23 protein-coding genes are annotated in these 22,374 nt (G+C 71.0%); 3 read left to right on the forward strand and 20 right to left on the reverse strand.

Going from position 1 to position 22,374, the window contains the following annotated elements; translation table 11 throughout:
- Positions 1–14: 14 nt before the first annotated feature.
- From ACE3QY_RS05705 to pafA, 7 genes are all read right to left on the reverse strand, one after another.
- The gene (locus tag ACE3QY_RS05705; protein ID WP_374455042.1) at positions 15–407 is read right to left on the reverse strand and encodes a hypothetical protein; all 393 of its coding nucleotides are present in this window, start codon (positions 405–407) and stop codon (positions 15–17) included.
- A 35-nt stretch (positions 408–442) separates the two neighbouring features.
- On the reverse strand, positions 443–1,279 hold the full coding sequence (gene tatC / locus ACE3QY_RS05710) for a twin-arginine translocase subunit TatC (RefSeq protein ID WP_374455043.1): 837 nt from the start codon (positions 1,277–1,279) through the stop codon (positions 443–445).
- A 21-nt stretch (positions 1,280–1,300) separates the two neighbouring features.
- The gene (locus ACE3QY_RS05715; RefSeq protein ID WP_374455044.1) at positions 1,301–1,573 is read right to left on the reverse strand and encodes a Sec-independent protein translocase subunit TatA; all 273 of its coding nucleotides are present in this window, start codon (positions 1,571–1,573) and stop codon (positions 1,301–1,303) included.
- A gap of 3 nt (positions 1,574–1,576) precedes the next feature.
- The gene (locus ACE3QY_RS05720) at positions 1,577–2,605 is read right to left on the reverse strand and encodes a helix-turn-helix transcriptional regulator (RefSeq protein ID WP_374455045.1); all 1,029 of its coding nucleotides are present in this window, start codon (positions 2,603–2,605) and stop codon (positions 1,577–1,579) included.
- Entirely contained in the window at positions 2,602–3,570 is a 969-nt protein-coding gene (locus ACE3QY_RS05725; protein WP_374455046.1) for a helix-turn-helix transcriptional regulator, read from the reverse strand. The genes ACE3QY_RS05720 and ACE3QY_RS05725 overlap by 4 nt, the downstream gene beginning before the upstream one ends.
- A gap of 39 nt (positions 3,571–3,609) precedes the next feature.
- Positions 3,610–4,569 (reverse strand): FKBP-type peptidyl-prolyl cis-trans isomerase, encoded by a 960-nt coding sequence (locus ACE3QY_RS05730; RefSeq protein ID WP_374455047.1) that lies wholly within the window; start codon positions 4,567–4,569, stop codon positions 3,610–3,612.
- A 98-nt stretch (positions 4,570–4,667) separates the two neighbouring features.
- On the reverse strand, positions 4,668–6,029 hold the full coding sequence (pafA, locus tag ACE3QY_RS05735; RefSeq protein WP_374455048.1) for a Pup--protein ligase: 1,362 nt from the start codon (positions 6,027–6,029) through the stop codon (positions 4,668–4,670).
- A 107-nt stretch (positions 6,030–6,136) separates the two neighbouring features.
- Here pafA and ACE3QY_RS05740 point away from each other — a divergent pair, with 107 nt between their 5' ends.
- Positions 6,137–6,547: a hypothetical protein gene (locus ACE3QY_RS05740; protein ID WP_374455049.1), complete on the forward strand. Its 411-nt coding sequence runs from the start codon at positions 6,137–6,139 to the stop codon at positions 6,545–6,547.
- Between the two features lie 29 nt (positions 6,548–6,576).
- Here the strand turns inward: ACE3QY_RS05740 and prcA are convergent, their stop codons facing one another.
- The 4 genes from prcA to dop all read right to left on the reverse strand — a co-directional run bounded on the left by prcA (position 6,577) and on the right by dop (position 10,202).
- Entirely contained in the window at positions 6,577–7,581 is a 1,005-nt protein-coding gene (gene prcA / locus ACE3QY_RS05745; protein WP_374455050.1) for a proteasome subunit alpha, read from the reverse strand.
- A 17-nt stretch (positions 7,582–7,598) separates the two neighbouring features.
- Positions 7,599–8,399: a proteasome subunit beta gene (gene prcB, locus ACE3QY_RS05750; RefSeq protein ID WP_374455547.1), complete on the reverse strand. Its 801-nt coding sequence runs from the start codon at positions 8,397–8,399 to the stop codon at positions 7,599–7,601.
- 29 nt (positions 8,400–8,428) lie between these two features.
- Positions 8,429–8,626 (reverse strand): ubiquitin-like protein Pup, encoded by a 198-nt coding sequence (locus ACE3QY_RS05755; protein ID WP_056907732.1) that lies wholly within the window; start codon positions 8,624–8,626, stop codon positions 8,429–8,431.
- A gap of 67 nt (positions 8,627–8,693) precedes the next feature.
- Positions 8,694–10,202 (reverse strand): depupylase/deamidase Dop, encoded by a 1,509-nt coding sequence (gene dop / locus ACE3QY_RS05760; protein ID WP_374455051.1) that lies wholly within the window; start codon positions 10,200–10,202, stop codon positions 8,694–8,696.
- 4 nt (positions 10,203–10,206) lie between these two features.
- On the opposite strand from dop, the gene ACE3QY_RS05765 reads away from it, so the two are divergent.
- Positions 10,207–10,830, forward strand: a complete 624-nt coding sequence (locus ACE3QY_RS05765; RefSeq protein ID WP_374455052.1) for a class I SAM-dependent methyltransferase — start codon at positions 10,207–10,209, stop codon at positions 10,828–10,830.
- 168 nt (positions 10,831–10,998) lie between these two features.
- Here the strand turns inward: ACE3QY_RS05765 and ACE3QY_RS05770 are convergent, their stop codons facing one another.
- The 4 genes from ACE3QY_RS05770 to ACE3QY_RS05785 all read right to left on the reverse strand — a co-directional run bounded on the left by ACE3QY_RS05770 (position 10,999) and on the right by ACE3QY_RS05785 (position 15,449).
- The gene (locus ACE3QY_RS05770) at positions 10,999–11,346 is read right to left on the reverse strand and encodes a hypothetical protein (RefSeq protein ID WP_374455053.1); all 348 of its coding nucleotides are present in this window, start codon (positions 11,344–11,346) and stop codon (positions 10,999–11,001) included.
- A gap of 7 nt (positions 11,347–11,353) precedes the next feature.
- Complete coding sequence (gene arc, locus ACE3QY_RS05775) at positions 11,354–13,099, reverse strand: proteasome ATPase (protein WP_374455054.1); 1,746 nt, start codon at positions 13,097–13,099, stop codon at positions 11,354–11,356.
- Between the two features lie 165 nt (positions 13,100–13,264).
- Positions 13,265–14,239, reverse strand: coding sequence for a tRNA (adenine-N1)-methyltransferase (locus tag ACE3QY_RS05780; RefSeq protein WP_374455055.1), 975 nt, complete (start codon positions 14,237–14,239; stop codon positions 13,265–13,267).
- Positions 14,240–14,273: 34 nt separating this feature from the next.
- Positions 14,274–15,449: a M50 family metallopeptidase gene (locus tag ACE3QY_RS05785; RefSeq protein WP_374455056.1), complete on the reverse strand. Its 1,176-nt coding sequence runs from the start codon at positions 15,447–15,449 to the stop codon at positions 14,274–14,276.
- A 79-nt stretch (positions 15,450–15,528) separates the two neighbouring features.
- Here ACE3QY_RS05785 and ACE3QY_RS05790 point away from each other — a divergent pair, with 79 nt between their 5' ends.
- Complete coding sequence (locus ACE3QY_RS05790; protein WP_374455057.1) at positions 15,529–16,437, forward strand: RecB family exonuclease; 909 nt, start codon at positions 15,529–15,531, stop codon at positions 16,435–16,437.
- A gap of 16 nt (positions 16,438–16,453) precedes the next feature.
- Here the strand turns inward: ACE3QY_RS05790 and ACE3QY_RS05795 are convergent, their stop codons facing one another.
- From ACE3QY_RS05795 to ACE3QY_RS05815, 5 genes are all read right to left on the reverse strand, one after another.
- Positions 16,454–17,629 (reverse strand): ABC transporter ATP-binding protein, encoded by a 1,176-nt coding sequence (locus tag ACE3QY_RS05795; protein WP_374455058.1) that lies wholly within the window; start codon positions 17,627–17,629, stop codon positions 16,454–16,456.
- Positions 17,626–18,654: an ABC transporter ATP-binding protein gene (locus tag ACE3QY_RS05800; RefSeq protein WP_374455059.1), complete on the reverse strand. Its 1,029-nt coding sequence runs from the start codon at positions 18,652–18,654 to the stop codon at positions 17,626–17,628. The genes ACE3QY_RS05795 and ACE3QY_RS05800 overlap by 4 nt, the downstream gene beginning before the upstream one ends.
- Positions 18,655–18,659: 5 nt before the next feature.
- On the reverse strand, positions 18,660–19,589 hold the full coding sequence (locus ACE3QY_RS05805) for an ABC transporter permease (RefSeq protein WP_374455060.1): 930 nt from the start codon (positions 19,587–19,589) through the stop codon (positions 18,660–18,662).
- A 6-nt stretch (positions 19,590–19,595) separates the two neighbouring features.
- The gene (locus tag ACE3QY_RS05810; RefSeq protein ID WP_374455061.1) at positions 19,596–20,606 is read right to left on the reverse strand and encodes an ABC transporter permease; all 1,011 of its coding nucleotides are present in this window, start codon (positions 20,604–20,606) and stop codon (positions 19,596–19,598) included.
- Positions 20,607–20,695: 89 nt separating this feature from the next.
- Positions 20,696–22,366, reverse strand: coding sequence for an ABC transporter substrate-binding protein (locus ACE3QY_RS05815; protein WP_374455062.1), 1,671 nt, complete (start codon positions 22,364–22,366; stop codon positions 20,696–20,698).
- Between the last annotated feature and the right edge of the window lie 8 nt (positions 22,367–22,374).

A 22,374-nucleotide genomic window follows, 5' to 3' on the forward strand; every position in this document is an offset into this window, starting at 1 on the left:
GAGTCCGCGGACTCCTACACGCTGAGCCGCAGCAGCGCCGCGTAGCGCTCGGCGTGTGCGCCGACCGCGCGCGCGAGCCGGGACAGGGCCTCGAGGACGAGGTCGGGGCCGAAGCGGGTGCCGGGCACCGCGAGCACCGTCCGGCCGCCGAGGTCGCCGACCACGACCTGGCCGTGCCGCCAGGCCTGGTGCACGCGGAGGCGGGTCACGTCGTCGACGACCGGCTCGGGGTAGGCCTCGTCGACGGCCAGCAGGTCGCACACCAGGTCGGGCTCGCCGTCGGCGGTCAGCCGGCCCCGGACGAGGTGGCCGGTGCGGAGTCCGGCGTCGGCACGCCACACGACCTCGTGCGTGCCCAGCCAGTCGGGCAGGTCGAACGGATCGATGTCGGTGATCGCGGCCTGCATGGGGTCCACCCTGTCAGACCCGTCGCCGGCCTCCGTCAGAGCGGTGAGAGCTCGTCGGGGTCGAGGCCGCGGTTGACCGACCGGCCGGCACGGCGCCGGTCGTTGATCCGGGCGATCGCCTCGGAGGCGAAGAAGAGCAGCACCATCGGGACCGCCATCAGGGTCATCGAGAACGGGTCGGCCGACGGCGTCGCCACGGCCGCGAAGATGAACGTGCCGATGATGATCCACGGCCGGTAGGCCTTCAGTGCCGAGCCCTTCACCACTCCGGCGAAGTTGAGCAGCACCACGAAGACCGGGATGTTGAACGCCAGGCCGAAGACGAAGAGCGTGCGGGTGAAGAACTGCAGGTAGTCGTTGAAGTCGATCAGGTTGGTGACGCCGTCGGGGTTGAAGCCGATCAGCACCTCCAGCGCGAGCGGCAGGGTGACGTAGCCGAGGACGACGCCGGTGATGAAGAGCGGCCCGGCGACGGCAACGAAGACGCGGGTCATCTTCCGCTCCTGGGCGTAGAGCCCCGGCAGCACGAAGGCCCACACCTGGTAGAGCCAGTAGGGCGCGGTGACGATGGCCGAGGCGAAGCCGCACAGCGTGAGCCAGAGCAGCAGACCCGCGCCGGCGCCGCTGGTCGTGGCGATCGAGGTGCCCTCGGCCAGGGTCTTCTGCGCGTCCTGGTAGGGGCCGTAGACGGCGTCGTAGATCGCGTGGCGGAAGAAGATCGCCACCGCCAGCGCGACCGAGAACACCAGCAGGCAGCGCAGCAGGCGTGCCCGGAACTCACGGAAGTGGTCCGAGAGCGCCATCCGGCCGTCGGGCCCGACGGCATGGTGCGGCCGGCCCTTGAACAGGCCGACGAGACCGGCGATCCTCACGGCTGGTGGTGGCTCCCGCGCTCAGGCGGTGGTGTCGTCGCGGCGCTCGCGGAGCACCTCGCCCGAGGTCTCGCCGTCCGACTCGTTGCGGGTCTGGATCTCGCGCTGCTCGGGCGTCGCCTGGGCGTCGTCGTCGTCACGCAGGCCCTTGGTCTCGGTCTTGAAGATGCGCAGCGCCTGGCCCGAGCTGCGGGCGAGGTCGGGAAGCTTGGCGGCACCGAAGACGAGCACGACGATCGCGAGGATCACCAGCCACTCCAGACCCTGTGGCATGCCGATCAGGGGGTTGCTCATGACTTACTCCGTTGTGTGTGGGTGGTCCTGCGGTGTGCGGGTCGAGTCTACGCCGTCACCCTCGTAGAGGCTGAGCGCTTCCCGCGCTGTGGCCCTGAACGTGTCGGCGTAGTCGGCGGGCGCGAGCAGCATCGCGTGCGGGGCGAGGCGGAAGAGCAGGGACTGGGCCCACTGCTCGCTGGCCACCTCGAGGTCGACGTCGATCGTGCCGTGCGGACCGGGGCGCTGGTCGGTGACCTGGTAGTACTCGATCACCCACCGCGCGGGCGGCGCCAGCCGGAGCGTCACCGTGGTGGTCTCGGCGTCGGTGAACCAGCCGCCGGTCAGGTCGCGGGGGCGCGCGCCCTTGTCGGCCACCTCGGTGTCGAGCTCGCGCGCGGTCACGATCCGGTCGACCCGGAAGGCCCGGTCGCCCTGCGCGGTGTGGCACCACGCGTCGAGGTAGAGCAGGTCCTCGACGCGGGCCAGGCCGCGCGGGTCGACGGTGCGGCGCGATTCCTGGTCGCGCGAAGGCACGTAGTAGGTGATCTCGACCTGGCGACCGTGGGCGATCGCGGACTCCAGCACCGGCACCACGGCACTGGCCTCCAGCGGCGTGGGCAGGACGTGCAGGCGGAGCAGGTCCTCGCCGTCGGCGCCGGCCGCCTCCTCGAGCTTGGCCAGGGTCCGCTCGATCACGTCGGCCGCGCCCTCGGGCGCCGAGTCGGCCATCGTGCGCAGCGCGACGACCAGTGCCGTGGCCTCCGCGGGCGAGAACCGGACCGGCCGGGCGAGGTAGTCGGCGTTGTCGACCCGGATCATCCGGTCGCCCTCGAGCGCGTCGAGGTCGACCTCGATGAGGTCGCCGGGCAGGCCGGGCGACAGGCCGGTCATGAAGAGCAGGCGCAGGTCGCGCTCGATCTGCGCGGCGTCGGTGCCGAAGTGGGCCGCGGCGTCGTCGAGCCGCACCTCGCCGCGGGCGAGGAGGTAGGGCACCAGCGCCAGGAGGCGGGCGACCTGGTCGGGAGCGGTGTCGGCGGGCTGGGTCGTCACGTCGCGCTCTCCACGATCGCGCGCAGCCGCGACACGACCTCGTCGCGCAGCGCCTGCGGAGCCCGTGCGACGACGTCCGCGCCGTAGGTGAGCACCTCGTCCGCCAGCTCGTGGACCGGCCCCTCGACGACCAGCGTGTCCCAGCCGGAGGCGTCGGGCGACACGGACTCCGCACGACGGCGCAGCCCGACGCCGGTCCCCTGCCGCACCTGCAGCTCGGCCCGGACGGCGGGGAACGACGGGGACAGCCGTCGCGCGACCGCGCGCACGTCGGTGCCGGGCGGGACGTCGTACGCACCCGACTTGCCGGTCGGGCGGACGGGGCCGACGATGCGGGAGAGGCGGAAGACGCGCTCCGCGCCGCGGTCGACGTCGAAGCCGACGACGTACCAGCGGCCGGAGGAGCGGGCCAGCCCCCAGGGCTGGAGCCGACGCGTGGTCGGCTCGGTCTCGGTGGCCCGCTGGTAGGGGAAGCTCACCTGGCGGCGCTTGCCCACGGCGTCCCAGATCGGCTCGAAGGCCGGCTCGTCGGCGGTGATGGCCGGCGCCACCACCTCCAGGCGTGACGGGTCGATCTCGACGCCCTGGCCCTTGAGCTTGGCGAGTGCACGTCCCGTGGCCTTGGCGAGGGTCGCGTGCTGCCAGACCTGCGCGGCCAGCCCGAGCACGGCCGCCTCGTCGGACTCGAAGCGGATCTCCGGCAGCGAGGTCTGCTCGGTGGGGATGCGGTAGCCGATCTCGTCGTCGAAGAAGGCGTCCGCGCTCCCGACCTCGATGACCGCGCCGATCTGGCGCAGGGCGTCCTTGTCGCGCTCGAAGGCGCGCTCGAACGCCTCGTCCCCCGCGCCGCCGCGCGGGTGCTCGGCGTAGCAGGCATCGCGGATCGCGTCCTTGCTGATGAACCGCTTGGCCCCGAGCAGCAGGATGTGCAGGTTCATCAGCCGCTCTGCGCGTGGCTGTGCCATCCTCCGCTCCCCCTGTCGTCCGTGAGGTGGTGGCCGGCCTCAGGAGGCCTTGAGGATGTCGACGACGAAGAAGAGCGTGTCGGTGCCCTTGATGCCGGCCTGCTCGTTGCCCGTCTTGCCGTAGCCGTCGGCCGGCGGGATCTCGAGGATCACCCGCGAGCCGACCGTGCGGCCGACGAGGCGCTCGTCCCAGCCCTTGATGACCTGGCCGACGCCGATCGGGAACTCGGCGGGCTCACCGCTGTAGGACTCGTCGAAGGGCTGCTTGGCGTCGTAGACCTGGCCGAGGTAGTCGACGGTGAGGGTCTGGCCGGACTTCACCTTGGCGCCGTCGCCCTTGACGAGCGTGGTGGCGATGAGCTTGCCGGTCGGCTTGTGGGCGTCGGTGAAGTCGAGCCCGGTGATCACGCCGTCCTTCTCGATGAGCGTGGGGGCCCAGCTCGCGGGCTCCTTCTCCTCGCCCTGGGGGCCGTCGAGGGTCGGGACCGTCTCGGAGCGGTCCATGATGTCGACGACGGCGAGCACGGCGTCCTTGTTGCCGATGCCGATGGTGGGGTTGCCGGACTCGCCGTAGGCCTCCTCCGCGGAGGTGAGCAGCACGACGCGGTCGCCGACCTTGTGGCCGATCATCGCCTCGCGCAGGAACGGCAGGATCTCGTCGGAGAGCTCGACGGACTGGGTGGCCCCGTCCTTGGTGTAGGTGCTCTGGGCCTCCTTCTCCGTGAAGCCGTTGCCGATCCACCAGTTCGCCGAGACCGTGTCGCCGTCGGCGACGGTCTCACCGTCGCCCTCGACCAGGACGTCGGTCTCCTCCGTCGAGCCGTCGAGGCGTCCGTCGAAGGTGACCTTGGGCTCCTCGCCCTGCTTGCCCTCGATGGTCACCGAGCTGAGCGGCTGGCCGCCCTCCTCGGTGTCGCTGGACCCGGAGCCGCAGGCGGCGAGTCCGAGCAGGCTGAGGGTGAGGACACCGCTGAGGGCAGCGGAACGTACACGAGACACAGGTTCACCTAATCGATCGGTCGGCGTTGCCGGGACACCCTATCCAGCGACTCCTACCCACGTGGCCGCGACACCGCCGGCGGTGGAGGAAAGCGAGGTCACATCCCGTCGATGAGCCGCTGCACGCGCTCGTCGTACGCCTTGAACGGGTCCTTGCAGAGCACGGTGCGCTGCGCCTGGTCGTTGAGCTTGAGGTGCACCCAGTCGACGGTGAAGTCCCGGCGCCGCTCCTGGGCCTTGCGGATGAACTCGCCGCGCAGCCGGGCGCGGGTGTTCTGCGGCGGGACGCTCTTGGCCTCGAAGATCTTCAGGTCGCTGGTGACCCGGGCGACGGCGCCCCGCTTCTCGAGGAGGTAGTAGAGGCCACGGCCGCGGTGGATGTCGTGGTAGGCGAGGTCGAGCTGCGCGATGCGCGCGTCGCCGAGCGAGAGGCCGTGCTTGGCGCGGTAGCGCTCGAGGAGCTTGAGCTTGATGACCCAGTCGATCTCGCGGTCGACCAGGCCGAGGTCGTCGGACTCCACCGCCTTCAGGCCGCGCTCCCACAGGTCGAGGGCGCGCTCGATGGTCGGCGTGGAGATCTGGCGGCGGTCGACGAAGTCGCGGGCCTTGGAGAGGTACTCGCCCTGGATCTCCAGCGCGCTCGCTTCGCGCCCGTTGGCCAGGCGGACCTTGCGGCGCCCCGTGGTGTCGTGGCTGATCTCGCGGATCGCGCGGATCGGGTTCTCCATGGTGAGGTCGCGCATCACCACGCCCTCCTCGATCATCCGGAGGACCAGGTCACAGGAGGCCACCTTGAGCAGCGTGGTCGTCTCGCTCATGTTGGAGTCGCCGACGATGACGTGCAGGCGGCGGAACCGCTCGGCGTCGGAGTGCGGCTCGTCGCGGGTGTTGATGATCGGGCGGCTGCGGGTGGTGGCGCTGCTGACGCCCTCCCAGATGTGCTCGGCGCGCTGGCTCACGCTGTACGACGCCCCGCGCGGGGTCATCACGACCTTGCCGGCGCCGACCACGATCTGCCGCGTCACGAGGAACGGGATCAGGATGTCGGCCAATCGGCTGAACTCCCCGGCACGGCCGACGAGGTAGTTCTCGTGGCAGCCGTAGGAGTTTCCGGCGGAGTCGGTGTTGTTCTTGAAGAGGTAGATGTCGCCGGAGATGCCCTCCTCGTGGAGGCGGTTCTCCGCGTCGAGGAGCAGACCCTCGAGGATCCGCTCGCCGGCCTTGTCGTGGGTGACCAGGTCGACGATGTCGTCGCACTCGGGCGTGGCGTACTCCGGGTGGCTGCCCACGTCGAGGTAGAGACGCGCGCCGTTGCGGAGGAAGACGTTGGACGAGCGACCCCAGCTGACCACCTTGCGGAAGAGGTAGCGCGCGACCTCGTCGGGGCTCAGGCGGCGCTGGCCCTTGAACGTGCACGTCACGCCGTACTCGTTCTCGATGCCGAAGATCCGCCGGTCCACACCGCCACCCTAGTCTCGGTCGGGTCATCCGCCACGGACTTCCGGGCTCCGACACCCTGCGGACCCCGCCCTTGACGGCTCGCGCCCGCTCGGGTGAGCGTTCCTCCATGGGACCTCGCCACCTCGTCGCGACCGTGCTGGTCGAGCCGGGCGCGGTGGCGGGCCTCGAGCTGCGCGTGATGACCGACGACCTGTGGCTCTGGCCGGTGCGCACGGCGCCGGTGGTCGTGGACGGGCCCCGGATGGAGTTCCAGCTGCGCAGGCGCCTGGTGGAGCAGCGGCGCGGCGAGTGGGACGACGCCTCGGAGTGGACGCCGGTCTGGATCGGCTTCGGGGACGCGTGGCACGAGTTCGGCCCTGACGGCAACGTGCGGCCGACCGGCCCGCTCCCCTGGGCCGCGCACCAGCGGCTGTGGCGCGCGCTCGACGAGTTCGCCCCGCTGGTGCGCTACCAGCGACGCCTGCGCGGGATCCCCACGGTCGCGACCGCGCAGTGGCCGGGTCTCAACCTGCGCTGACCCGCCCGTCTGCCGCTCTCCTGACCTGCCTAGCCCAGCGGGTCGGTGGGCGACGTGCCGGGACCGTGCGGGTCGATCGGAGGCTGCGGCGCCGGTGGCGGTGCGTCGCCCGGGGACGCGGGGTCGGTCGGACCCTGCTCGGACGGCCGCGCGGGCGGCGCGACCGGGGGCGCCACGGGCGGGGCCACCGGAGGCTCCCCGGTCACCGGGTTCTCCAGGGGCGGCGTCGCACCGCTGACCTGATCGGTCGGGTCCGCGGGATCGTCGTGGGCGCCCTGCTGGGGCGCCGCGCCCGCCACCGCGTCCTCCGGTGCCGTTGCGGCCGGCTCGGCCGGGCCGCGCTCGCCGAGGACCTCCGTGAGCCGCGGCTCGCGCAGCCGCAGGAACTTGCGCGGCTGCGTGCGGGTGCGGTCGAGCACCGCGACCTCGAGGTCGTCGGTCGGGATCACCCGGTCGTCGGTCTCGCTGTGGCCCAGCGCGGCGACCGCCAGTCGCAGCGCCGCCTCGAGCGGTGCGCCGGGTTCGTAGTGCTCCTTGAGGTAGCCGGCGACCACGTCGGCCGCGCCGCCCATCACGGCGAAGCCGTGCTCGTCGGCCACCTGGCCGTCGTAGGTGAGGCGGTAGAGCTGGTCGTCCTCGACACGGTCGCCGATCTCGGCGACGAAGATCTCCACCTCGTAGGGCTTCTCGCCGCCGGAGGAGAAGATCGTGCCGAGGGTCTGGGCGTAGGCGTTGGCCAGCCCCCGCCCGGTGACGTCACGGCGGTCGTAGGCGTAGCCCCGCATGTCGGCGAGGCGTACGCCGGCGATGCGGAGGTTCTCGAACTCGTTGTAGCGACCGACCGCCGCGAAGGCGATCCGGTCGTAGATCTCGCTCACCTTGTGCAGCGCCTGCGAGGGGTTCTCCGAGACGAACAGGATCCCGTCGGCGTACTGGATCGCGACGACCGACCGGCCGCGGGCGATGCCCTTGCGCGCGAAGTCGGCGCGGTCCTTCATCAGCTGCTCGGGCGAGACGTAGAATGGCATGGACATGTCTGGGGTCCTCCTGCTCAGACCAGTGCCGCGGCGGGTCCGTCGGGACGCTGCATCCGCGAGGCGATCATCCGGTCGGCGATCGCGGAGACCTCGTCCTCGGGCATCCGTCGACCGCCCGCGGGCGTGATCACGTGGACGACCGGGAAGATCCGGCGGGTCAGGTCGGGGCCGCCGGTGGCGGAGTCGTCGTCGGCGGCGTCGTAGAGCGCCTGGATGACGGCGGTGACGGCTTCCTCCTCGTCGAGGTCGTCGCGGTAGAGCTTCTTCAGCGAGCCGCGGGCGAACAGCGAGCCCGAGCCGACCGAGTGGAAGGCGGTCTCCTCGTAGCGCCCGCCCGTCACGTCGTAGCTGAAGATCCGGCCCTGACCGGCGGCGAGGTCGTAGCCGGCGAACAGCGGGACGACCGCGAGGCCCTGCATGGCGAGGCCGAGGTTGGCGCGGATGAGCGCTGCGAGCCGGTTGGCCTTGCCGTCCATCGAGAGCGTGGTGCCCTCGATCTTCTCGTAGTGCTCGAGCTCGGTCTGGAACAGCCGCACCATCTCGACGGCGAGCCCGGCGGTGCCGGCGATGCCGACCACGGAGAACTCGTCGGCCGGGAAGACCTTCTGGATGTCGCGCTGGGCGATGATGTTGCCCATCGTGGCCCGTCGGTCGCCGGCCATCACGACCCCGCCGTCGAAGGTCGCGGCGACGATCGTGGTGCCGTGCGGCGCGAGGTCGCCGGCGTCACCGGCTGGGACGGCACGGCGCGACGGGAGCAGGTCGGGCGCCTGGGCGCCCAGGAAGTCGGCGAAGCTCGACGTGCCCGGCGTCATGTAGGACGCGGGCAGTCGTGACTGGTCGGTCACTGTCCACCCTTCTGGATGAACGACTTCACGAAGTCCTCGGCGTTGGTCTCGAGCACCTCGTCGATCTCGTCGAGGATCGCGTCGACGTCCTCGTCGATCATCTCCTTGCGCTCGGCGACGTCGCTCTCGACGACCTCCTCGGTCGCCGTCTCCTCCTGCGAGGACTTGCGCGGCTGCTTCTGCTCCTGGGCCATACCAGTGACCCTATCCACTCCCGCCGACGTCACAAGGACGTTCGCGGTCGGCGGACGGCGCGTCGGATCAGCGGGTGATCGCCGCGACCAGCGCCTGGGCGGTGTCGCTGCGGTCGATGAGCTCGCCGACGTGGGCGCGGGTGCCGCGCAGCGGGTCGATCGTGGGCACCCGCTGGAGCGACTCGCGACCGGGCAGGTCGAAGATCACCGAGTCCCACGACGCCGCGGCGACCGAGTCGGCGTACTTGTCGAGGCACCGGCCGCGGAAGTAGGCCCGCGTGTCGGTCGGCGGCTCGTGCATCGCCGCCTCGATCGTGGCGTCGTCGAGCAGCCGTTGGATCCGGCCGGACGCGGCGAGCCGGTGGTAGAGCCCCTTGTCGGGACGGATGTCGGCGTACTGGAGGTCGATGAGGTGCAGCTTGGCGTCGTCCCAGTCGAGGTCGTCGCGGTCGCGGTACTGGGTGAGCAGCTTGAGCTTGGCGACCCAGTCGAGCTCCCCCGCGCACTCCATCGGGTCGCGCTCGAGGCGGGTCAGCACCGACTCCCACCGCTGGAGGACGTCGAGGGTCTGCTCGTCGGCGTCGGCGCCGTAGCGGTCCTCGACGAACTTGCGGGCGAGGTCGAGGTACTCCAGCTGCAGCTGCACGGCGGTGAGCCGGCGCCCGTCGCGGAGCGTGATCAGGTGGCGCAGGGTCGGGTCGTGCGAGACGTCGCGCAGGGCGCGCACCGCGCCCTCGACGGACAGGTCGGCGTCGATGAAGCCGTCCTCGATCATCGCCAGCACCAGCGACGTGGTGCCGGACTTGAGGTAGATCGAGATCTCCGCGAGGTTGGCGTCGCCGAGGATGACATGGAGGCGGCGGTAGACCGCCGGGTCGGCGTGCGGCTCGTCGCGGGTGTTGATGATCGGTCGCTTCAGCGTGGTCTCGAGGCCCACCTCGACCTCGAAGTAGTCGGCACGCTGGCTGATCTGGAAGCCGTGGTCGCGGCCGTCCTGGCCGATGCCCACCCTCCCGGCACCGGTGACGACCTGCCGGGAGACGAAGAACGGCGTCAGGTGGCGCACGATCTCGGCGAACTGCGTCGAGCGGCGCATCAGGTAGTTCTCGTGGGCGCCGTAGGAGGCGCCCTTGTTGTCGGTGTTGTTCTTGTAGAGCAGGATCGGCGCGCTGCCCGGGATCTGCGCGGCCATCCGCGAGGCGTCGAGCATGACCTGCTCCCCCGCCTTCTCCCACCGCACCACGTCGAGCGGGGTGGTCACCTCGGGCGAGGAGTACTCCGGGTGCGCGTGGTCGACGTAGAGCCGGGCGCCGTTGCCGAGGATGACGTTGGCCAACCCGAGGTCCTCGTCGGTCAGCTGGCTCGGATCGGCGATCTGCCGGGCCATGTCGAAGCCTCGCGCGTCGCGCAGCGGGGACTCCTCCTCGAAGTCCCACCGGGCGCGCCGGGCCTTGACGGTCGAGGAGGCGTAGGCGTTGACGATCTGCGAGGACGCCACCATCGGGTTGGCCGCGGGCTGCCCCTGCACCGAGATGCCGTACTCGACCTCGGTGCCCATCACGCGTCGTACGCTCATGGGCATGAGCCTACGGCTGTGGGACGAACGAGTCGTGCCGCGTCTGACGGATCTGAGCCTGCGCAGCCACGAGGTGGGTGAGCTCAGGGAGGTCGCCTGCGCCGGGCTGACCGGCCGGGTTCTCGAGATCGGCTTCGGCAGTGGCCTGAACGTGCGGTGGTACCCGCCCGAGGTCACGGGCGTCACCGCCATCGAGCCCTCCGACCTCGGCTGGCGGCTCTCCGAGCGCAGGCGCGACCGCACCACCCTGCCGGTCGAGCGGGCCGGCCTCGACGGCCAACATCTCGACCTGCCCGACGCGTCGCACGACAGCGCCCTGGTCACCTTCAGCCTCTGCACGATCCCCGACCCGGTCCTCGCGCTGCGCGAGGCGCGGCGGGTCGTGCGCCCGGGCGGCCGGCTCCACGTGCTGGAGCACGGGCTGGCGCCCGACGAGTCCGTACGCCGCTGGCAGCGCCGCCTCGAGCCGGTGCAGCGCGCGATCGCGGGCGGCTGCCACCTCACGCGCGACGTGCCCGCCATGGTGGCCGAGGCAGGGTGGCACGTCCTGGAGGTCCAGCAGGAGTACCTGCCGGGCCCGGCCGCCAGCCGCCCGTGGACCTACGGCTACCGGCTGCTGGCGGACTGACGTCTCGTCGTCGACCCCGAGGTCGACCGGTTCCTCAGCGCCCGCGGCGCAGGAACCCCAGGAGGAAGATGACCACGATGACGACGACGATGATGATCAGAATGGTTCGCATCTGCTCAACCTAGCCCTGCGGAGGCCCTGGCGGGCCCCTCCCGGCGGGTGGGTCGCTCAGGGCTGGCGCGACTGCCAGGCGTGCGCGAGGTTGACCGCGACGATGCCCGCCAGCGTCACCAGCAGGGCGAGGAACTGGTCGTTGACGCCGAGGGCGATGCTGATCGGGATGAAGGCGACCAGGGAGACGATGCCGAGCGCGAGCTGGCGGGCGCCGGCACCGGCCACCGCCGCGGTCCGACCGCGCTGCAGGGCGACCTGGTCGGCCACGCGCCGGTCGACGGCCCGCTCGATGCGCTCGGCGAAGCCCTCGACCAGCTCGGCGTCGTAGCGGGCGCCGAGCTCGCGACGTGTCGCCAGGGCGGCCTCGATGTCGCTGTGCCCGAGGTCGTCCTCCCGCGTCACCGGCGGCTCACAGGTACTGGCCCGTGTTGGCCACGGTGTCGATCGAGCGGCCGGGCTCGGTGCCCTGCTTGCCGGTGATGAGGGTGCGGATGAACACGATGCGCTCACCCTTCTTGCCCGAGATCCGCGCCCAGTCGTCGGGGTTGGTCGTGTTGGGCAGGTCCTCGTTCTCCTTGAACTCGTCGACGCACGCCTGGAGCATGTGCTGGACGCGCAGGCCGCGCTGGGCGGGGTTGAGGTCGCTGTCGAGGAAGTCCTTGATCGCCATCTTCTTCGCGCGGTCGACGATGTTCTGGATCATCGCGCCGGAGTTGAAGTCCTTGAAGTAGAGGACCTCCTTGTCACCGTTGGCGTAGGTGACCTCGAGGAAGCGGTTCTCCTCGGACTCGGTGTACATCCGCTCGACGGTCGCCCGGATCATCGCGTTCACGGTGGCCTCGCGGTCGTCGTGGAACTCGGCGAGGTCCTCGGCGTGCAGCGGCAGGGTCGGGGTGAGGTACTTGGAGAAGATGTCGCGCGCCGACTCGGCGTCGGGGCGCTCGATCTTGATCTTCACGTCGAGGCGGCCCGGGCGCAGGATGGCCGGGTCGATCATGTCCTCGCGGTTGGAGGCGCCGATGACGAGGACGTTCTCCAGCGCCTCGACGCCGTCGATCTCGCTCAGCAGCTGCGGCACGATCGTGTTCTCCACGTCGGAGGAGACGCCCGAGCCGCGGGTGCGGAACAGCGAGTCCATCTCGTCGAAGAACACGATGACCGGCGTGCCCAGCGAGGCCTTCTCCCGCGCCCGCTGGAAGACCAGGCGGATGTGGCGCTCGGTCTCGCCGACGTACTTGTTGAGCAGCTCGGGGCCCTTGATGTTGAGGAAGTACGACTTCCCCGACGCGCCGGTGCGCTCGGACACCTTCTTGGCCAGCGAGTTCGCGACGGCCTTGGCGATCAGCGTCTTGCCGCAGCCGGGCGGGCCGTAGAGCAGCACGCCCTTCGGCGGCTTGAGCTCGTGGTCCTTGAACAGCTCCGGGTGGAGGTAGGGCAGCTCGACCGCGTCGCGGATGGCGTCGATCTGGCTGGTGAGGCCGCCGATCGAGCCGTACTCGATGTCGGGCACCTCCTCCAGCACGAGCTCCTCGACCTCGGACTTGGGCACGACCTCGTAGACGTAGCCGGCCCGGGTGTCGAGCAGCAGCGAGTCGCCGGCGCGGATGGTGACGTCCTCGGCGCGCAACGGCTCGGCGAGGCGCACGACGCGCTCCTCGTCGGCGTTGGCGATCACGAGCGCGCGCTCGCCGTCGGCCAGGATCTCCTTGAGCATGACGACCTCGCCGACCTGCTCGAAGTCGAGCGCGGCGACCACGTTGAGGGCCTCGTTGAGCATGACCTCCTGGCCGCGCACGAGGCCGTCGAGGTCGACGGCGGGGCTGACGCTCACGCGCAGCTTGCGGCCGCCGGTGAACACGTCGACGGAGTCGTCGTCGTTGCGCGTGAGGAAGGTGCCGAAGCCGGCGGGCGGCTGCGCCAGCCGGTCGACCTCCTCCTTGAGCGTGGTGATCTGGTCACGCGCGTCGCGCAGCGTCTGCGCGAGGCGCTCGTTCTGGCTGGACACGGCGGCCAGCGAGCGCTGGGCGTCCGCCAGGCGCGTCTCCAGGCCGCGGGCCAGCCCCGGTGCGTCGTCGAGGCGGCGGCGCAGGTCGGTGACCTCGGCCTCCAGGTAGCGCACCTGAGTGGCAAGTTGCTCGCGTGTCGGCTCGGACATCTCGCACCTCTTCCCGTCGTGCTCCCCTGCGACACTACCCACTGATCGATGGGACGGAAGTGAATATCTCGCCGTGTTGATCACCGTTTCGCAACGCTGGGTTCATCGTGGCTCCCCGGAGGCTTTGCACCCGGCACGCACGCGTGGGAGCGAGGCCCCCATTGCTCACAGGTCGCGGTCGGGGTGTCCGTCCGTGGTCTCCAGGGGAGGTACGTCGGCCGGACGGGGGCCGGTGTAGTCCGGGCCGTAGGCGCCGGGCGCGGGTCGGCGGGTCTTGCGCGGCGGCTTCTCCCCCGGCGCCATCCGGCGTGCGGTGACGAGGAAGGCGGTGTGGCCGATCATCTTGTGGCCGGGACGGACCGCGAGGCCCTCGACGTGCCAGTCGCGCACCAGCGACTCCCACGGCTGCGGCTCGGTGAAGCCGCCGTGGACCCGCAGGGTCTCCACGACGCGGGAGAGCTGGGTCGTGGTCGCGACGTACGCGCACACGATGCCGCCGGGCACGAGGGCGTCGGCGACGGCGTCGACGCAGCTCCACGGATCGAGCATGTCGAGGATGATGCGGTCGACCTGGACCCCGAGCGCGGGCAGGCCCTCCTTGAGGTCGCCGAGGCGCAGGTCCCACGCCGGGTGCGTCTGCCCCTCGGGGGCGGAGAAGAACTGGTCGACGTTGCGACGGGCGACCTCGGCGAACTCCTCGCGCAGCTCGAAGGACGTGACCCGTCCCCACGGGCCGACCGCACGCAGCAGCGAGCAGGTGAGGGCGCCGGAGCCGGCACCCGCCTCCACGACGCGCGCACCGGGGTAGATGTCGGCCAGCGAGACGATCTGGGCTGCGTCCTTGGGGTAGACCACGGCCGCGCCGCGCGGCATCGAGACCACGAACTCGTTGAGCAGCGGCCGGAACACGAGGTACTGCCCGCCGGCCGAGGAGGTGACCGTGAAGCCCTCGTCGCGGCCGATCAGGTCGTCGTGGTCGAGGTGGCCCTTGTTGGAGAAGAAGCGCTTGCCCGCGACCAGCTCGAAGTTGTGCTTGCGGCCCTTCTGGTCGGTGAGGCGGACCCACTCCCCCTCGCGCAGGGGGCCGCGGTGGACGCCGGACCAGGCCTCGGCGGGGACGTCGGGAGACTGCTCGGACATGCCGCGCAGACTAGTGGCCGGAGCGCCGATTCACTCAGCCGGCGGCGTTCTCCCGGAACGCCCGGTCGACGTCTGCGGTCGAGAGCACGCCGTAGATGCGGCCGTCCTCCTCGACGAGGAGGTACTCCTCGGCCGGGCGCCTGCTGATGGCGAGGATCAGCTCCTCCCCCGCCACCGTGGCCGGCAGGGTCAGCCCCTCCTCCATCGCCCGGGCGACGGTCGACACCGGCACCCAGGGGCGGCGCTCGGCCGGCATGGCGGTCACCGCCGCCTCGCTGACGATGCCCAGTGGGCGGCCGTCGGGCGAGACGGTGACGATGCTGCCCGCCTGGGCCTCCTGCGCCCGACGCACCGCCTCGGCCAGCGGCAGGTCCTCCGGGACGGTGAGCGTGCGTCGCGCGAGGGGACGGGCGACGAGGGCCGGCAGGCGCTGGCGGAGCCGGGCGTGCGCCATGGAAGCGGTCGCGCCGGTCCACAGGAACAGCCCGAGGATGAAGACGAGCACCAGGTCCATGATCGTCGGCTCGACACCGGTCAGCGGCTCCTGCACCACGGGCCAGGCGAGGAGGGCCAGCGCGGCCAGCCGTCCGCCCCACGCGGCCACGATCGTGGCGCGGTGCTGGTTGCCGGAGGCACCCCAGACCACCGCCTTGAGCACGCGACCCCCGTCGAGCGGCAGACCCGGGACGAGGTTGAGCACGCCGATCACCAGGTTGGCCGCGGCCAGGCTCCAGACCGCCTCGCGCAGCAGTCCGGCTGGGACCACGAACCACAGGCCGACCGCGGCGAGGCCGACAGCGATCGACGTGAGCGGGCCGACCACGGCGATCCAGAACTCGTGCCGCGGCTTGCGTGACTGCCCGTCGATCTCCGTCATCCCGCCGAGGAAGTGCAGCGTGATCGAGGTGACGCCGTAGCCGAGGCGCTGCGCGGTGACCGCGTGCGAGGCCTCGTGCAGCAGGACGGAGAGGTAGAGCACCACGGCGAACACGAAGCCGGCGACGTACTTCCAGAAGCCGAGACCGGGCTCCACCTGCTCGATGCGCGGGGCGAACGTCAGCGAGATCAGCAGGGCCACGATGAACCACGAGCTGGTGATCAGCACGTCGATGCCGGCGATCGAGCCGATCCGCAGGGTGCCCGGTGCGCGCGGGGCGCGGCGGGTGGACTGCCCCTCGGCAGCAGGCGGACCAGGGGTGTCATCAGGCACGACACGACCCTAACGAATGCCACCCACCCGCAGGCGGCGTGCAGGCACTGTCGTACGCCTCGCCTAGGGTGACCGCGTCATGTCGATCCCCGCTGCACCGTCTCCCGCCACCGGGTCCCCCGCCGAGCGGATCTCCACCGCGGTGGACGGTGTCGACGTGCTCGGAGCGCTGTCGCCCAGTCGGGCCGGCGACTTCATGACCTGCCCGTTGATGTATCGCTTCCGCACCATCGACCGCCTCCCGGAGGAGCCGTCGCCCGACGCGGTCCGCGGCACGGTCGTCCACAAGGTGCTCGAGGACCTCTTCGACCTCCCCGCGCTCGACCGCACGCCCGGTCGGGCCGCCGACATGCTCGTGCCCGCGTGGGACGCGCTGCTCGAGGCGGAGCCCGGGCTGGCCGGGATGTTCGGCGGGGAGGGGCCCGACGTGGCGTCGTGGCTGGCCTCGTGCCGCACCGTGCTGGACCGCTACTTCGACCTCGAGGACCCGCGGCGCCTCGAGCCCGCCGAGCGCGAGCTCTACGTCGAGGCCCTCCTCGACTCCAAGCTGCTGCTCCGCGGCTTCGTCGACCGCATCGACGTGGCCCCCGACGGCCGCATCAGGGTGGTGGACTACAAGTCCGGGAAGTCCCCCGCGATCGGGTTCGAGGCCAAGGCGATCTTCCAGATGAAGTTCTACGCGCTGGTGATCTGGCGGTTGCGCGGCGTCGTCCCCTCGATGCTCCAGCTGATCTACCTCGGCAACGGCGAGATCGTCCGCTACGAGCCCGACGAGGCCGACCTCCGTGCCACGGAGCGCAAGGTCGAGGCGCTGTGGGCGGCCATCCAGCTCGCCCAGCAGACCGGCGACTGGCGGCCGAGCCCGTCCCGGCTGTGCGACTGGTGCTCCTACCACCAGTTCTGCCCGACCAAGGGCGGCGTCGTGCCCCCGCTCCCGGTCCGAGAGTCCCCGGCGCGCGACGTGTCCACCGGCGAGTCGGCCGACTGACGACCGCTCCCCTTCCTCAGAAGCCGCCGATGTCGGGGGTGTTGTAGGCGTCGGCCGGGACGAGGGGCTCGTTGGGGTCACCCGGCTGGCTCCAGGGGCTGATCGCCTGCGCGTCGACCTCGTGCGGTTGCAGCTCCCCGGACGCGATCTGCTCGGCGAAGTGGCAGGCCACGCGGTGGCTCGCCGAGACGCCCGGCACGTCGACCACCCGCAGCTGCGGGCGCTCGGTGTCGCACAGCGTCTCCTGCCGCCACGGGCAGCGGGTGTGGAAGCGGCACCCCGTGGGCGGGTTCGCGGGCGAGGGCAGGTCGCCGGAGAGCAGGATCTGCTCGCGCGAGTCCTCGACCTTCGGGTCGGGCACCGGCACCGCCGACATCAGGGCGCGCGTGTAGGGGTGCAGCGGTACGTCGTACAGCTCGCCGGCGTCGGACTCCTCGACGAGGCCGCCGAGGTACATCACGCCGATGCGGTCGCTGATGTGGCGCACGACGGCGAGGTCGTGGGCGACGACGAGGTAGGTCAGGCCGAGGTCGTCCTGGAGGTCCTGGAGAAGGTTGATCACCTGCGCCTGGATGGAGACGTCGAGGGCGCTGACCGGCTCGTCGGCGACGATCAGGTCGGGACCGACCGACAGCGCCCGGGCGATGCCGATGCGTTGGCGCTGGCCGCCGGAGAACTCGTGGGGGTACTTGCTCAGCGCGGCGGCCGGGAGCCCGACCGAGGCCAACAGCTCCCGCAGCCGCGTGTGGGTCGCTGCCTTGTCGGTGACGAGGCCGTGGGCACGCATCCCCTCGAGCAGCAGGTCCTCCACGGTCTGGCGTGGGTCGAGGCTCGACATCGGGTCCTGGAAGACCATCTGGAAGCGCTTGCGCTCCGTGCGCAGCGCCTCCCCCTTCAGCGAGGCGATGTCGACGCCGTCGAAGACCACCGACCCGGCGGTGGGCGGCTCGAGGTTGAGGATCGCCTTTCCCAGCGTGGACTTGCCGCAGCCCGACTCCCCCACCAGGCCGTAGGTCTCGCCGCGCCGGATCGACAGGTCGACGCCGTCGACGGCGCGGACATGGCCGACCGTGCGGTCGAAGATGATGCCGCTCTTGATCGGGAAGTGCACCTCGAGCCCCGTGACCTCGACCAGCACGTCCGTGGCGTCGGGGGCAGTCGGGCTCGCGGCCTGGTCCGCCGTGGTGCTCACCGCGTCCCTCCCATCGGGTTGAAGCAGCGGAAGCCGACCACCTGGTCGCCCTCCCACTCGGGCATCTCCCGCGTGCAGACGTCGAGGACGTTGGCGCAGCGGGGGGCGAAGGCGCACGCCGAGGCCCACGGGAGGTTGTCGGCGACCGACCCTGGGACGGGAGAGAGCTTCTCGCCCCGTGGCGCGTCGAGCCGCGGGATCGAGTTGAGCAGGCCGACGGTGTAGGGGTGGCGGGGCCGCTCGAAGAGGCCGTGCCGGCCACCGCGCTCGACGATCTTGCCGCCGTAGAGCACGTTGACCTCGTCGCACAGTCCGGCCACGACGCCGAGGTCGTGGGTGATCATCACCAGCGCGGTGCCGGTGTCGACGACGAGCTCCTTGAGCAGGGCGAGGATCTGCGCCTGGATCGTCACGTCGAGCGCCGTGGTGGGCTCGTCGGCGATGAGCAGGCGAGGGTTGCACGCCAGGGCCATCGCGATCAGCGCCCGCTGGCGCATGCCGCCGCTGAGCTGGTGGGGGTAGTTCACCAGCCGGGCCTTGGGGTCGGGGATGCCGACCCGGTCGAGCAGCTCGGCGGCCTTCGGGGTGGCCTCCTTGCGGCTCAGGCCCTGGTGGCGCTCCATCACCTCGGTCACCTGGCGGCCGATGGTGATCACCGGGTTCAGCGAGGACAGCGGGTCCTGGAAGATCATCGCGATGTCCGCGCCGCGGCGGTCGCGCATCGCCGACGGCGACAACGCGAGCAGGTCCTCACCGTCGAAGACTGCGGAGCCGGAGACCCGGTTGCCGCGGGCCGGGAGCAGCCCCATGATCGCGAGCGACGTCACGGACTTGCCGCAGCCGGACTCACCGACCAGGCCCACGGTCTGCCCGGGACGTACGTCGAAGCTGACGCCGTCGACGGCCTTGAAGGGCGCCTCGCCGTGGCGGGTGAAGGTCACCTCGAGGTCGCGGACCGACAGGAGCGGCTCGGCGGACCCCATCGGGTGGCGGGACTGCTGGGTCAGCTGCGTCGTCTCGTTCATCCTCGTCACCTCCTGGACTTCGGGTCGAGGGCCTCGCGGAGCGACTCACCCATCAGCGTGAACCCCAGCGCGACCACGATGATGCACCCGGCCGGGTAGAACGCCAGGTGCGGCGCCTCGGTGATGTAGGGCTGGGCCAGGCCGAGCATCTGTCCCCATTCGGGTTGTCTCTGGTCGGGGTTGCCCAGCCCGAGGAACGACAGGGCCGCGGCCTCGATGATGGCCACGGCGAGCGACAACGTCGCCTGCACGATCACCGGGCCCATCGCGTTGGGCAGCATGTGCCGGAACACGATCGCCGTGGGGCGTACGCCGAGGGAGCGCGCGGCGAGCACGTGGTCGCTCGCCCGCTGCGCCAGCATCGAGCCCCGGAGCAGGCGGGCGAAGATCGGCACCTGGATGATCGCGATGGCCGTCACGACCGTCCACTGGCTGGGGTTGCGGGCCAGCGAGGCGATGGTGAAGGCCAGCAGCAGCGACGGGATCGAGAGCATCACGTCGACGATCCGCATCACCAGCGAGTCGACCCACCCACCGATCGCGCCCGCGATCGTGCCGAGCGTGATGCCGCCGATCAGGCCGAACAGCGTGGCGAAGACGCCGACGATCAGCGTCTGCCTGCTGCCCACGAGCAGGCGCGAGAGCAGGTCGCGGCCGCGGTCGTCGCCGCCGAGGAGGTGGCCCGGCTCGGGTCCAGGCACCGGGTTGCTCTGCGGACGCACCTTGTCGAGCAGCGGGCGGTCGGTGACGTCCCACGGGGCGATCCACGGGGCGATCACCGCGAGCACCACGAAGACGACCGTGATCGCGAGGCCGATGAGGAAGATCGGGTTGCGGCGCAGCCGCTGCCACGCACTGCGGATCAGCGAGACGCCGGGCTGCTCGTCGACCGCGCCCGCGGTGGCGAGGGAGTCGAGACGTTCCTTGCGGGTCATGTCACCTCACCTCGTCCGGATCCGCGGGTCGATCACCGCGTAGGCGATGTCGACCGTCAGGTTGACGAGGACGTAGATCGCGGCGGCGGCCATGATCAGGACCTGGAGCACGGGATAGTCCTTCTCGCGGAAGGCGGTGGCGAGCGCCTCGCCGACCCCGCGGTAGGAGAAGACCGTCTCGGTCAGCACCGCGCCGGAGAGCAGGCCGCCGACCTGGAGGCCGATGGTCGTGACCACCGGGAGCATCGCGTTGCGCAGCACGTGGCGAGCGCGGATCACCCTCACGGCGAGCCCCTTGGCCTCCGCGGTGCGCACGTAGTCCTCGTCGAGCACATCGAGGACCGAGGCACGGGTGATCCGGAAGATCACCGCGAACGGGATCGTCGACAACGCCAGTGCGGGGAGGATCAGGTGCTTGAGCGCGTCCCAGGAGGCGTCCCACTCGCGCGTCAGGATGCCGTCGAGGACGAACATCCCGGTCACGCGGGTCGCGTCGATCCCGGTGGACTGACGCCCGGAGACCGGCAGCAGGTTCCACTCGACGGCGAAGAAGTACTTGAGCAGGAAGGCCGTGAAGAACACCGGCACCGCGACCCCGACGAGCGAGAAGATCACCGCGCCCGCGTCGGCCGGTGACCCGCGGCGGCGCGCGGCGAAGTAGCCGAGCGGGATGCCGAGCACGATCGCCAGGACCATCGCCAGCAGGGACAGCTCGATCGTCGCGGGCAGCCGCTGCAGGAAGATGTCGAGGGCGTCCTCACCGGGCAGCACCTTGGTCGAGACCCCGAAGTCGCCCTGCGCGGCACGCTGGAGGAACTTCCAGTACTGCACCGGCAACGGCTGGTCGAGGCCCAGCGCCGCCTCGAGGGCCGCCCGGCGCTCGGGGGTCTGCCGCTCCCCCAGGATGGCCGACACCGGCCCGCCCGGCAGCGAGCGCAGCCACCCGAAGACGAGCATGGACAGCACGAGGACCACCACGCACAGCTGCAGCAGTCGTCGTACGACGAAGCGGATCAAGGGTGCTCCTCACACGCCTGCGCGGTCCGGGGGCCGTCTGGACGACAGCCCCCGGACGTCACGCACATCGATCGGTCAGCAGGTGGAGGTCACTCCCCGCCCACCGTGACCGTGTCGAACTCCTCGGCGGTCAGGGGGCTCGGGATCACGCCCTCCACGCCGGGACCGACCACGAGGGCCGGCGGCGAGTGGCTGATCGGCAGGCCCGGGAGGTAGTCCTCCATGATCTGCCGGTTGATCTCCTCGAACGCCGCACCCCGCTCGGCCTCGTCGACCACGGCGTCGGCCGCCTTGAGGTCGTCGGCGAGCTGCTTGCCCCACGGCATGCCGGCGGTGCCGAAGTCGTTCTCCTTGAGGTTGCCGAAGAACGTGCCGATGAAGTTGTAGGCGGAGTCGTAGTCGCCAGTCCAGCCGAGGATGTAGGCGTCGTAGCGACCGGCGGTGACGTTGTCGAGGTAGCCACCGTTCCACGACGCGGTCTTGACGTTGACCTTCACGCCCACGGCCTCGAGGTCGGTGCGCAGCGCCTCGTAGATCTTCTCCGGGTCCGGCATGTAGGGCCGGCTGACCTCGGTCGGGTAGGCGAAGTTGAGGGTCATCCCCTCGGCTCCGGCCTCGGCCAGGAGGCGCTTGGCCTCGTCGGGGTCGTAGGCGTAGGGCTCGATGCTGGTGTTGTAGCCGCTCACCGTGTCGGGCATGAACTGCGTCGCCACCGCCGCGCCCTCGGGCAGCTGCGTCTGGACGAGCTGCTCGCGGTTGATGGCGTGGTAGAGCGCCTGGCGGACCTTCGGGTCCTTGAGCTCGGCGTTGTCGCCGTCGAGGTTGAAGCCGAGGTAGAGGATGTTGAACGGGTCGCGGACCTCGACGCTGTTGCCGTCGTCCTCGAGGCCCTGCCAGTCGACCGGGTTGGGCAGGTCGTAGCCGTTGATGCTGCCGGCCTCGAGCTCCTGGCGGCGGGTGCTCTCGTCCGGGATCACCCGGAAGACCAGCTCGTCGACCTTCGCGGCGTCGCCCCAGTAGTCGTCGTTGCGCTCCAGCGAGATCTCGCCGTTGGCCTCGTCGTACTCACCGAAGGTGAACGGCCCGGTGCCGACGGGCGCGTCGGCGTACGCCGGGAAGCTGAAGCCCTCGCCCTCGGCGGCGATCCCGTTGGCGTCACCCTCCTCGAGCGCCTTGGGCGACTGCATCGACAGCGACTCGAGGGTCAGCATGGTCGGGAACCCCGAGGTCGGGCCGCTGATCGTGACGACGGCCTCGAACTCGCCGGTCGCCTCGCAGCCCTGGTAGAGCGAGTTCGCGGCGTCGTTCTTGAAGGCGCCCATGACGTAGCCCCAGTACTCACCCGCGGTCTGGCCGGCCTCGTTCTGGTCGAACATCCGCTCGAAGTTGTAGCAGACGGCCTCGGCGTTGAACGGCTCGCCGTCGTGGAACGTCACGTCGTCGCGCAGCGTGAACGTCCACTCTGTGCCGTCCTCGTTGGGCTCCCACTCGGTGGCGAGCTCGGGCACGACCTCGGCGCTGCCGGGCTCGATGCCGAGCAGGCCCTCGAACATCTGGCGGGTGACCCGGAAGGTCTCGCCGTCGGTGGCGTAGAACGGGTCGAACATCTCGGGGGCGCCGGCGGCACCGAACACGAACGTGCCGTCGTCACCGCCTCCTCCCCCGCTGTCGTCGTTGCGCTCGCTGTCGGCGCAGCTGGCCAGCGTGGCGGCCGCGAGCACGGCCATGGTCCAGGTCGCCACGGTTCGTTTCGGAGACATCCGAGGTC

The organism is Nocardioides sp., assembly GCF_041913365.1.
Lineage (GTDB): Bacteria > Actinomycetota > Actinomycetes > Propionibacteriales > Nocardioidaceae > Nocardioides.

Coding starts and splice junctions, on each gene's coding strand:
- ACE3QY_RS05725 (WP_374455046.1), bottom strand. CDS start 3,570: ATGGCACAGCCACGCGCAGAGCGGCTGATGAACCTGCACATCCTGCTG.
- ACE3QY_RS05705 (WP_374455042.1), bottom strand. CDS start 407: ATGCAGGCCGCGATCACCGACATCGATCCGTTCGACCTGCCCGACTGG.
- ACE3QY_RS05765 (WP_374455052.1), top strand. CDS start 10,207: ATGAGCCTACGGCTGTGGGACGAACGAGTCGTGCCGCGTCTGACGGAT.
- ACE3QY_RS05790 (WP_374455057.1), top strand. CDS start 15,529: ATGTCGATCCCCGCTGCACCGTCTCCCGCCACCGGGTCCCCCGCCGAG.
- ACE3QY_RS05715 (WP_374455044.1), bottom strand. CDS start 1,573: ATGAGCAACCCCCTGATCGGCATGCCACAGGGTCTGGAGTGGCTGGTG.
- dop (WP_374455051.1), bottom strand. CDS start 10,202: ATGAGCGTACGACGCGTGATGGGCACCGAGGTCGAGTACGGCATCTCG.
- ACE3QY_RS05800 (WP_374455059.1), bottom strand. CDS start 18,654: ATGAACGAGACGACGCAGCTGACCCAGCAGTCCCGCCACCCGATGGGG.
- ACE3QY_RS05780 (WP_374455055.1), bottom strand. CDS start 14,239: ATGTCCGAGCAGTCTCCCGACGTCCCCGCCGAGGCCTGGTCCGGCGTC.
- ACE3QY_RS05755 (WP_056907732.1), bottom strand. CDS start 8,626: ATGGCCCAGGAGCAGAAGCAGCCGCGCAAGTCCTCGCAGGAGGAGACG.
- ACE3QY_RS05805 (WP_374455060.1), bottom strand. CDS start 19,589: ATGACCCGCAAGGAACGTCTCGACTCCCTCGCCACCGCGGGCGCGGTC.
- ACE3QY_RS05740 (WP_374455049.1), top strand. CDS start 6,137: ATGGGACCTCGCCACCTCGTCGCGACCGTGCTGGTCGAGCCGGGCGCG.
- prcA (WP_374455050.1), bottom strand. CDS start 7,581: ATGTCCATGCCATTCTACGTCTCGCCCGAGCAGCTGATGAAGGACCGC.
- ACE3QY_RS05815 (WP_374455062.1), bottom strand. CDS start 22,366: ATGTCTCCGAAACGAACCGTGGCGACCTGGACCATGGCCGTGCTCGCG.
- prcB (WP_374455547.1), bottom strand. CDS start 8,399: ATGACGCCGGGCACGTCGAGCTTCGCCGACTTCCTGGGCGCCCAGGCG.
- arc (WP_374455054.1), bottom strand. CDS start 13,099: ATGTCCGAGCCGACACGCGAGCAACTTGCCACTCAGGTGCGCTACCTG.